A 9,895-nucleotide genomic window follows, 5' to 3' on the forward strand; every position below is an offset into this window, starting at 1 on the left:
GGGGCGGAGCCCCTGGCGGGGTCTGGGCGGAGCCCCCGGCGGGTGTGCGGCCGGGCTGGGGGTCCGGGGCGGAGCCCCAGGCGTGAGGTCGGCCGGAGCTGGATAGGGTCGCGGTATGGACGCTCTGCCGATCCCGAGCACGCACGCCGGCCAGCACGGGCTCGCCGCCCTGCTCGCGCAGCCCCGCACCGCACTGATCGGCCTCGACTTCGACGGCACGCTCGCGCCGATCGTCGCCGACCCCGAGCAGGCCCGCGCCCACCCCGGAGCCGTACCCGCGCTGGCCGCGCTCGCCCCCGAGGTGGCCTCCGTCGCCGTGATCACCGGGCGCCCGCCCGAGGTCGCGGTCCGCTACGGCGGCTTCGCCGGTGTCCCCGGCCTGGAGCACCTCACCGTCCTCGGCCACTACGGCGCCGAACGCTGGGACGCGGCCACCGGCGAGGTCACCGCACCGCCCCCGCACCCCGGCGTGGCCGCCGTCCGCGCCGAGCTGCCCGCCCTGCTGGAGCGGGCCGGCGCCGGCGAGGGCACCTGGATCGAGGAGAAGGGCCGGGCGCTCGCGGTGCACACCCGGCGCGCCGCCGACCCGCAGGCCGCGTTCGAGTCCCTGCGCGCCCCCCTCGCCGACCTCGCCACCCGGCACGGCCTGATCGTCGAACCCGGCCGCATGGTCCTGGAGCTCCGGCCGCCGGGCATGGACAAGGGCGTGGCCCTCCTGGACCACGCCCGCGCCATCGGCGCCGGATGCGTCGTCTACGCCGGCGACGACCTCGGCGACCTCCCCGCCTTCGCCGCGATCGAGAAGCTCCGCACCGGCGGCACCCCCGGCCTCCTGATCTGCAGCGGCAGCACAGAGGTCGCCGAACTGGCCGAACGCGCCGACCTGGTGGTCGACGGCCCCGAGGGCGTGGTGGACCTGCTCGGCGCGCTGGCCGCTCAGCTCGCTTCCAGCGCCCCGAGCTGATCCAGGAACCACTGGGCGGGCGGCAGCGCCGTCGCCGCGGCGGCCAGGCGCTTGGAGCGTTCCGCCCGCTCCCCGCCCGGCAGGGTCAGCGCCTCGTGCAGGGCCCGGGCGGTGCCCGCGATGTCGTACGGGTTCACCACGAACGCGTCGTCGCCCAGCTCCTCGTACGCCCCCGCCTCCCGGGACAGCACCAGCGCGCAGCCCGCGTCGGAGACGACCGGCACCTCCTTGGCGACCAGGTTCATGCCGTCCCGGATCGGGTTCACCAGCGCCACGTCGGCCAGCCGGTACGCGGCCAGGGAGCGGGCGAAGTCGTCCTTCACGTGCAGCACGACGGGCGTCCAGCCCGGCACGCCGTACCGCTCGTTGATCTCCTGCGCGACCCGCCGCACCTCGGCGGTGTAGTCGCGGTACACGGCGAGGTCCTGCCGGGACGGGTACGCGAACGCCACGTGGACGACCTTCTCCCGCCACTCCGGGTGGTCCGCCAGCAGCTGCTCGTACGCCAGCAGCCCGCGCACGATGTTCTTGGACAGCTCCGTGCGGTCCACCCGGACGATCGCCTTGCGCCCCGGTCCGATCTCCTCCCGCAGCAGCGCCATCCGCTCGTCCACGTCCGGCCGGTGCGCCCGCTCGCGCAGGAAGTCCGCGTCCGCGCCCAGCCCGTGCACCCCGATCCGGGTGCCGGACGGGATGCTCGGCCCGAGCACCGCGTGGCAGCAGGCGGTGAACGCGTCCGCCCACCGCTGGGTGAGGAACGCCGCCCGGTCCGCGCCCAGGATGCCGCCGAGCAGCTCGGCCGCGATGTCGTCGGGCAGCAGGCGGAAGTAGTCCGGCGGCGCCCAGGGGGTGTGCGAGAAGTGACCGATGCGCAGGTCGGGCCGGAGCCGGCGGAGCATCCGGGGGGCGAGGGCCAGGTGGTAGTCCTGGATCAGCACCGCCGCGCCCTCGGCCGCCTCCTCGGCCAGCGCCTCGGCGAACGCCCGGTTGTAGGCCTCGTACGACCCCCACTGCCGCCGGAACTCGGCGTCGAAGACCGGCTCCAGCGGGGTCTGGTACAGCATGTGGTGGACGAACCACAGCACCGAGTTGGCGATCCCGTTGTACGCCTCGGCGTGCACGCTCGCGTCGATGTCGAGCATCCGCACCCGCTGCCCGCCGGTGTCCTCGGCCGGCAGCAGGCCGCCGTCCGCGCGCCGCACCGCCGCCCGGTCGCCGTCGCCGAGCGCGGCGCACACCCACACCGAGCCGGCGTCCGAGCCGATGGCGGACAGCCCCGAGACCAGCCCGCCGCCGCCTCGCCTGGCATGCAGCGCACCGTCCTCGCCCACCTGATAGGAGACCGGGCCGCGATTCGACGCGACCAGCACCCGAGCCTTGTCAGCATCACCACGCGTGAAAGCCATACGCCTCAACCTAGCCCGGCCCGGAAACGCTCAAACGTACGCCCCGCCCGGCGAGGCGACCGTATACGGCCCGTTCACGCCACCTTGCGCTCGGCGTACTCCGCGATCTCCACCATGGGCGGCCGCTCCTCGGTGTCCACCGAGTAGGTGCGCGGCTCGAACCCGTCCTCGCCCCGCTCGAACTGGGTGAGGGAGGGCCGGACGAGATGCCCGCGCGCGAGCCGCAGCTGGGCCGTGCGGTAGATCGCCGCCGCCATCCGGCCGAGCGCCTGCCCGTCCTGGTGCCGGTGCTTGCGCACGCCCACGTCGACCTGGGCCAGCGCGTCCAGGCCGACCAGGTGCAGCGCGTCCACCAGCATCCCCAGCTCCACGCCGTAGCCGACGGGGAACGGCAGCTGCTCCAGCAGCGAGCGGCGGGCCGCGTACTCGCCGCCGAGCGGCTGCACGAATCCGGCCAGCTGCGGCCAGTGCATGTTCAGCAGCGGGCGCGCCATCAGCTCGGTGACCCGGCCGCCCTGCCCGGCGGTCCCGCCGAGCGGGCGGTCGTACATGCCCTTGACCAGGTCGACGTCCGGGTCGGTGAGCAGCGGGCCGACGATCCCGGAGACGAACGCGGAGGAGAACTCCCTCAGATCGGCGTCGATGAAGCAGACGATGTCCCCGCCGGTCACCAGCAGCGAGCGCCACAGCACTTCACCCTTACCGGGGACGGCGGGGATGCGGGGCAGGATGTCGTCGCGGTGGACGACCCGGGCGCCCGCGCGCGCGGCGACCTCCGAGGTGCGGTCGGTGGAGCCGGAGTCGACGACCACGATCTCGTCGACGAGCGGCACCTGCTCCACGAGGTCGTGCCGGATCACCGCGACGATGTCGCCGACGGTCTCCTCCTCGTTGAGCGCGGGCAGTACGACGCTGATCGTCTGGCCCGTGCGCTGCTTGGCGGCCAGCACCTGGTGCAGCGGGCGGTCGGCCACGGACCAGGAGCGGGTGCTCAGCCAGCGCTCGACTTCTTCCAGCACGGTCGGCGGCTCCTCACTGTCACGACCACACGTCGCCGTGTGATCCATCTCGCGGTTCGGACGACTATCTCAACTGTCCTGGCCTTCGGTTACAGTCTTGAACAACGCCGATGACCATCGCATGTCGGGGGTCGACCGCGCGTTCACAACCGCATACCGCTCATCCAGAGGGGCAGAGGGACACGGCCCGATGAAGCCCCGGCAACCCTCCAGTCGGTTCTCGTAGATCACTGCTGATCGCTCGCGAGGCTCCCGGCTAGGGAAGGTGCCAAATCCGTCTCACGGCGAGATGCGTCGTGAGGAAGATGAGGAGAAAGGGCCTCGCCTCCATGGCTGTGCAGACAGTTGCCACCTCCAGCGAAACCACCGTCGACCTCGGCCCCGCCGCGGCGCTGAGCTGTCGCGAGTGCGGTCACCGGGTGCCGCTCGGTCCGGTCTTCGCCTGCGAGGAGTGCTTCGGCCCGCTCGAGATCGCCTACGACTTCTCCGCCTACGACACCGAGGAACTGCGCCGCCGCATCGAGGCCGGCCCCGCGAACATCTGGCGGTACGCGCCCCTGCTGCCGGTCCCGGCGGACGTCGCCGGCAAGCCCAACCTCAACCCCGGCTGGACCAAGCTCGTCAAGGCCGACAACCTGGCGCGCGAGCTGGGCGTGACCGGCGGGCTGTACGTGAAGGACGACTCCGGCAACCCGACGCACTCCTTCAAGGACCGGGTCGTCGCCCAGGCCCTGGAGGCCGCCCGCGCCTTCGGCTTCACCACGCTCTCCTGCTCCTCCACCGGCAACCTGGCCGGTGCCGTCGGCGCCGCCGCCGCCCGGGCCGGCTTCCGCTCCTGCGTGTTCATCCCGCACGACCTGGAGCAGGGCAAGGTCGTCATGGCCGCCGTCTACGGCGGTGAGCTGGTCGGCATCGAGGGCAACTACGACGACGTGAACCGCTTCTGCTCCGAGCTGATCGGCGACCCGGCCGGCGAGGGCTGGGGCTTCGTCAACGTCAACCTGCGGCCGTACTACGCGGAGGGCTCCAAGACCCTGGCGTACGAGATCTGCGAGCAGCTCGGCTGGCGGCTCCCGGACCAGATCGTGGTCCCGATCGCTTCCGGTTCCCAGCTCACGAAGATCGACAAGGGGCTCCAGGAGCTGATCAAGCTGGGCCTGGTCGAGGACAGGCCGTACAAGATCTTCGGCGCGCAGGCCGAGGGCTGCTCCCCGGTGTCGACCGCCTTCAAGGCCGGGCACGACGTCGTACGGCCCCAGAAGCCGAACACCATCGCCAAGTCCCTGGCCATCGGCAACCCGGCCGACGGGCCGTACGTCCTGGACATCGCGCGCCGCACCGGCGGTGCCGTGGAGGACGTCACCGACGAGCAGGTCGTGGACGCCATCAAGCTGCTGGCCCGCACCGAGGGCATCTTCGCGGAGACCGCGGGCGGCGTGACCGTCGGCGTCACCCGCAAGCTGCTGGAGCGGGGTCTGCTGGACCCGGCGAAGACCACGGTCGTCCTGAACACCGGTGACGGCCTGAAGACCCTGGACGCGGTGGCCGGGACCGGCCTCACCGCCACCATCCGCCCGACCCTGGACTCCTTCCGAGAGGCTGGCCTCGCATGAGCGTGACCGTTCGCATCCCCACCATCCTGCGCACCTACACCGGCGGGCAGGCCGAGGTCCCCGCCGAGGGCGCGACGCTCGGCGAGGTCATCGCCGACCTGGAGAAGAACCACACCGGGATCGCCGCCCGGGTCCTGGACGACCAGGGCAAGCTGCGCCGGTTCGTGAACGTGTACGTCAACGACGACGACGTCCGTTTCGAGCAGGGCCTGGACACGGTGACCCCGGACGGCGCCGGCGTCTCCATCATCCCGGCGGTCGCGGGCGGCTGAACCGTCCTAATGTCCGCTCATTACCTTCGGTAACGTCGGTTACCGGCTGTTCATCGGATTGCCCCCTCCGTGAGAGAAGCGGAGGGGGCAATTCTGTGGGATTGAGCGCGGTAGAGTTGGGGAACACGGCCCCGGTCTTCGGGTCACGGGCCCTGAAAACATGCCGCGCACCCCGACAAGAAGTAGCCAAAGTGTGTGGGTTCTCTGTGGCTTTTGCGGCTTTTATGGGGCCCGACTTGCCCTGAATTCGGGCGAATTCTCCCCAGATTCCGGACCGCGCGCGTCCAGAATTCTCGTCCGATTGACCTGTTGCAGACGGCAGTTGGACAGATACATTCAGCCGCGGTCGACGCGTTCCGGCGCACGCCCCCGACCAATGGGGGGTGAGGTCTGACCCGGGTCCGCGAAGTGTGGATCTGTGCAAGGGCCAGTAATAGGGGAGTTAGGCATGGCTCAGGGCACCGTCAAGTGGTTCAACGCGGAGAAGGGGTACGGCTTCATCGCGGTCGACGGTGGTGCGGACGTCTTCGTCCACTACAGCGCGATTCAGATGGACGGCTACCGCACCCTGGAAGAGGGCCAGCGGGTCGAGTTCGAGATCTCGCAGGGCCAGAAGGGCCCGCAGGCCGACATGGTTCGCGTCACCGCCTGAACGTTTCTCATACGAAGGGCCCGCACCTCGCAGAGGGTGCGGGCCCTTCGGCGTCCCCGCGTCCCGGTGTTCGCGTGCGGCTGACGACGGCCCCGTACCCCGCGCAGGCGCTTGCACTCGACCATGCCGAGTGCTAATCATTGGCGTTAGCACTCTGAAGGTGAGAGTGACAGTGAAGGACCGGGTCGGTGAGGCCCGCGGGCCGGGTGGGGCAAGGAACCACGAGGCCGGCGAGCCGTCCGTCGCGGGCGCGGGCGCGGTCCGAAGGAATCACCCCCAGTCCTGGAGGGACCACTTCACATGGCCAAGATCATCGCGTTCGACGAGGAGGCGCGGCGCGGCCTCGAGCGCGGCATGAACCAGCTCGCGGACGCCGTGAAGGTGACGCTCGGCCCCAAGGGCCGCAACGTCGTCCTCGAGAAGAAGTGGGGCGCCCCCACGATCACCAACGATGGTGTCTCCATCGCCAAGGAGATCGAGCTCGAGGACCCGTACGAGAAGATCGGCGCCGAGCTGGTCAAGGAAGTCGCCAAGAAGACGGACGACGTCGCCGGTGACGGTACGACCACCGCGACCGTTCTCGCCCAGGCCCTGGTCAAGGAAGGCCTGCGCAACGTCGCCGCCGGTGCCAACCCGATGGCTCTGAAGCGCGGCATCGAGAAGGCCGTCGAGGCCGTCTCCGCCGCCCTGCTGGAGCAGGCGAAGGACGTCGAGACCAAGGAGCAGATCGCCTCCACCGCGTCCATCTCCGCCGCCGACACCCAGATCGGCGAGCTGATCGCCGAGGCCATGGACAAGGTCGGCAAGGAAGGCGTCATCACCGTCGAGGAGAGCAACACCTTCGGGCTCGAGCTGGAGCTGACCGAGGGTATGCGCTTCGACAAGGGCTACATCTCCGCCTACTTCGCGACCGACATGGAGCGCATGGAGGCGGTGCTCGAGGACCCGTACATCCTCATCGCCAACTCCAAGATCTCCTCGGTCAAGGACCTGCTCCCGCTGCTGGAGAAGGTCATGCAGTCGGGCAAGCCGCTGCTGATCATCGCCGAGGACGTCGAGGGCGAGGCCCTGTCGACCCTGGTCGTCAACAAGATCCGCGGCACCTTCAAGTCCGTCGCCGTCAAGGCCCCGGGCTTCGGCGACCGCCGCAAGGCCATGCTCGGCGACATCGCCATCCTCACGGGCGGCGAGGTCATCTCCGAGGAGGTCGGCCTCAAGCTGGAGAACGCGACCCTGGACCTCCTGGGCCGCGCCCGCAAGGTCGTCATCACCAAGGACGAGACCACCATCGTCGACGGTGCCGGCTCCTCGGAGCAGGTCAACGGCCGCGTGAACCAGATCCGCGCCGAGATCGAGAACAGCGACTCCGACTACGACCGCGAGAAGCTCCAGGAGCGCCTGGCGAAGCTCGCGGGCGGCGTGGCCGTCATCAAGGCCGGTGCCGCCACCGAGGTGGAGCTGAAGGAGCGCAAGCACCGCATCGAGGACGCCGTCCGCAACGCGAAGGCGGCCGTCGAGGAGGGCATCGTCGCCGGTGGTGGCGTGGCCCTGCTGCAGGCCTCCCAGGTCTTCGAGAAGCTGGAGCTGGAGGGTGACGAGGCGACCGGCGCCAACGCCGTGCGCATCGCCCTGGAGGCCCCGCTGAAGCAGATCGCCGTCAACGCCGGCCTGGAGGGCGGCGTCGTGGTGGAGAAGGTCCGCAACCTCACCCCGGGCCACGGCCTGAACGCCGCGACCGGCGAGTACGTCGACCTGGTCGCCGAGGGCATCATCGACCCGGCGAAGGTGACCCGTTCCGCGCTGCAGAACGCCGCCTCCATCGCCGCGCTGTTCCTCACCACCGAGGCCGTCATCGCCGACAAGCCGGAGAAGGCCGCCGCGCCGGCCGGCGGCGGCATGCCGGGCGGTGACATGGACTTCTGATCGACCTGAGGGTTGATCGCCTGTCCTACGGACCGAGGGCGGTACCCCCAGCCACTGGCTGGGGGTACCGCCCTCGGGCGTTTCCGGCGCGTCCGGTCCAGGACGGACCGGCAGGAGACGGTGCGGCACACGCGGGTCGTATGTCCGGGATCACACGGGCGCCCCCGCCCGGCCGGGAATGCGAGACGGGCTTCCGGTATTACTTAAGGTGCTGCAACAATGCGCACGCACATACCAGCCGGTAATCCTGCCCCCTCACGAGGAGCCCCCCACGTGACCACCACGACCCCCGCCTCCCGTGCGGCCCGTGTCCTCTCCCGTCCGATCACGCTGAACGGCCTCACCGTGCCGAACCGGATCGTGATGGCCCCGATGACCCGCATGTTCTCCCCGGGCGGCGTCCCGGGTGACGACGTGCGCTCGTACTACGCCCGCCGCGCCGCCGCCGGTGTCGGCCTCATCGTCACCGAGGGCACCTACGTCGGCCACGAGTCGGCCGGCCAGAGCGACCGCGTCCCGCGCTTCCACGGCGAGGAGCAGCTGGCGGGCTGGGCGAAGGTCGCCGAGGACGTGCACGCGGCCGGCGGCCGGATCGTCCCGCAGCTGTGGCACATCGGCATGGTCCGCAAGCAGGGCGACGCCCCCTGCCCGGACGCCCCCGCCATGGGCCCCTCCGGCCTGGAGACCGCCGGCGCCGAGCCCACCGGCAAGGAGATGACCCAGCGGGACGTGGACGACGTCATCGCCGCGTTCGCCGAGGCCGCTGCCGCCGCCGAGCGCATCGGCTTCGACGGCGTGGAGATCCACGGCGCCCACGGCTACCTCCTCGACCAGTTCCTGTGGGAGGGCACCAACCGTCGTACGGACGCCTACGGCGGCGACCCGGTGGCCCGCGCCAGGTTCTCCGCCGAGATCGTCGCGGCGGTCCGCGCGGCCGTGTCGCCCGAGTTCCCGATCCTCTTCCGCTACTCGCAGTGGAAGCAGCAGGACTACACCGCGCGTCTCGCGGAGACCCCCGAGGAGCTGGAGGCCATCCTCACCCCGCTGGCGGCGGCCGGCGTCGACGTCTTCCACGCCTCCACCCGCCGCTACTGGCTGCCCGAGTTCGACGGCTCCGACCTGAACCTGGCCGGCTGGACGAAGAAGCTCACCGGCAAGCAGACCATCACCGTCGGCTCGGTCGGCCTCGACGGCGACTTCGTCCACGCGTTCCAGGGCGAGGGCTCCCCGGTGAAGGGCATCGACAACCTCCTGGACCGCCTGGAGGCCGACGAGTTCGACATGGTGGCCGTCGGCCGCGCGCTGCTCCAGGACCCCGAGTGGGCGGCCAAGGTGCTCTCCGACCGCTTCGACGAGCTGAAGCCGTACGACGCGGCGGCGGTGAACACCCTGAGCTGACCGGCGCTACAGGTTGCCCAGCGGCTCGATGTCGACCCGTACCGGCGTCCCCCACACCCGCAGTACCTCGTAGTCGGTGAACTCGTGCACGAGCCGGTAGGCCATGGCGGGCCGGGAGCCGCGCCGCTGGGCCGCGAGGTACGCCTCCGCCTCGTGCCGGTCCCGCCGGGGCGTCCCGCACAGCTGCCACTCCTGCCCGTTCCACAGCTCGGGCAGCCACCGCTGCTGCGGCTGCGGCCGGTCACCGCGCACGCCGTACCGGGACGGGGCGGTGCGGGCCGGCTCGCCCGGGCGGGGCCTGCCCTGGAACTCCGACCGGCGGGCGGCCCGGCGCCGGGTCTCGCACAGCAGGCACAGGTCGGGCGCGCTCTCGTCCACGGGACCCTGCGGGTGCTCGGGGCACCGGGTGGCGGGCGCACCGGTGGTGACGGTGTCGTCCAGCAGGTCGAGGGCCCGGCGCAGATCGTCCCTGATCTCGTGCAGCCGGGCGTCCGGCGTGTCGGCGGTCAGCGTCTCCCCGTGCTCCCCGAGCAGCCGAAGAGCCCGTCCGAGGGCGGTGAGCTGTGCGTGGTTCATGTCGGTGGGTGCCTCCTCCCCTCCATGGTGCCCTGGCCCGGTCCGGTGCGGGCCGGGCCAGGGCACCATGGA

Annotated in this window: 9 protein-coding genes and 1 riboswitch; of the genes, 6 read left to right on the top strand and 3 right to left on the bottom strand. The window is 71.3% G+C overall.

The window, feature by feature from the left end; all coding sequences use genetic code 11:
* The first annotated feature begins 115 nt into the window (after window positions 1–115).
* A complete protein-coding gene (gene otsB / locus CCN44_RS28935) occupies window positions 116–964 on the top strand; it encodes a trehalose-phosphatase (protein ID WP_059250400.1) in 849 nt (282 codons plus the stop codon).
* Here the strand turns inward: otsB and CCN44_RS28940 are convergent.
* Window positions 937–2,370 (bottom strand): alpha,alpha-trehalose-phosphate synthase (UDP-forming), encoded by a 1,434-nt coding sequence (locus CCN44_RS28940; RefSeq protein ID WP_086700802.1) that lies wholly within the window; start codon window positions 2,368–2,370, stop codon window positions 937–939. The two genes, otsB and CCN44_RS28940, sit on opposite strands and share 28 nt — an antisense overlap.
* A gap of 74 nt (window positions 2,371–2,444) precedes the next feature.
* Window positions 2,445–3,389 carry a glucosyl-3-phosphoglycerate synthase gene (locus CCN44_RS28945; RefSeq protein WP_059250404.1) on the bottom strand — a complete coding sequence of 315 codons (945 nt, stop codon included), beginning with the start codon at window positions 3,387–3,389 and terminating at the stop codon, window positions 2,445–2,447.
* Window positions 3,390–3,546: 157 nt separating this feature from the next.
* Window positions 3,547–3,701, top strand: a riboswitch (SAM riboswitch).
* A gap of 17 nt (window positions 3,702–3,718) precedes the next feature.
* Between CCN44_RS28945 and thrC the strand changes: the two genes are divergently transcribed.
* The 5 genes from thrC (at window position 3,719) to CCN44_RS28970 (ending at window position 9,247) form a co-directional block, all read left to right on the top strand.
* On the top strand, window positions 3,719–5,002 hold the full coding sequence (gene thrC, locus CCN44_RS28950; RefSeq protein WP_059250408.1) for a threonine synthase: 1,284 nt from the start codon (window positions 3,719–3,721) through the stop codon (window positions 5,000–5,002).
* Window positions 4,999–5,274, top strand: a complete 276-nt coding sequence (locus CCN44_RS28955) for a MoaD/ThiS family protein (RefSeq protein WP_059250410.1) — start codon at window positions 4,999–5,001, stop codon at window positions 5,272–5,274. The genes thrC and CCN44_RS28955 overlap by 4 nt, the downstream gene beginning before the upstream one ends.
* Before the next feature lie 448 nt (window positions 5,275–5,722).
* Window positions 5,723–5,926, top strand: a complete 204-nt coding sequence (locus CCN44_RS28960; RefSeq protein WP_004986573.1) for a cold-shock protein — start codon at window positions 5,723–5,725, stop codon at window positions 5,924–5,926.
* 300 nt (window positions 5,927–6,226) lie between these two features.
* On the top strand, window positions 6,227–7,849 hold the full coding sequence (gene groL, locus CCN44_RS28965; RefSeq protein ID WP_014673417.1) for a chaperonin GroEL: 1,623 nt from the start codon (window positions 6,227–6,229) through the stop codon (window positions 7,847–7,849).
* Between the two features lie 219 nt (window positions 7,850–8,068).
* Complete coding sequence (locus tag CCN44_RS28970; RefSeq protein WP_086700804.1) at window positions 8,069–9,247, top strand: NADH:flavin oxidoreductase; 1,179 nt, start codon at window positions 8,069–8,071, stop codon at window positions 9,245–9,247.
* A gap of 6 nt (window positions 9,248–9,253) precedes the next feature.
* Here CCN44_RS28970 and CCN44_RS28975 read toward each other — a convergent pair whose 3' ends face one another.
* Window positions 9,254–9,823, bottom strand: a complete 570-nt coding sequence (locus CCN44_RS28975; protein WP_059250414.1) for a hypothetical protein — start codon at window positions 9,821–9,823, stop codon at window positions 9,254–9,256.
* Window positions 9,824–9,895: the final 72 nt, after the last annotated feature.

It is taken from the genome of Streptomyces tricolor, from assembly GCF_002155905.1.
In the GTDB taxonomy this organism is placed as follows: domain Bacteria; phylum Actinomycetota; class Actinomycetes; order Streptomycetales; family Streptomycetaceae; genus Streptomyces; species Streptomyces tricolor.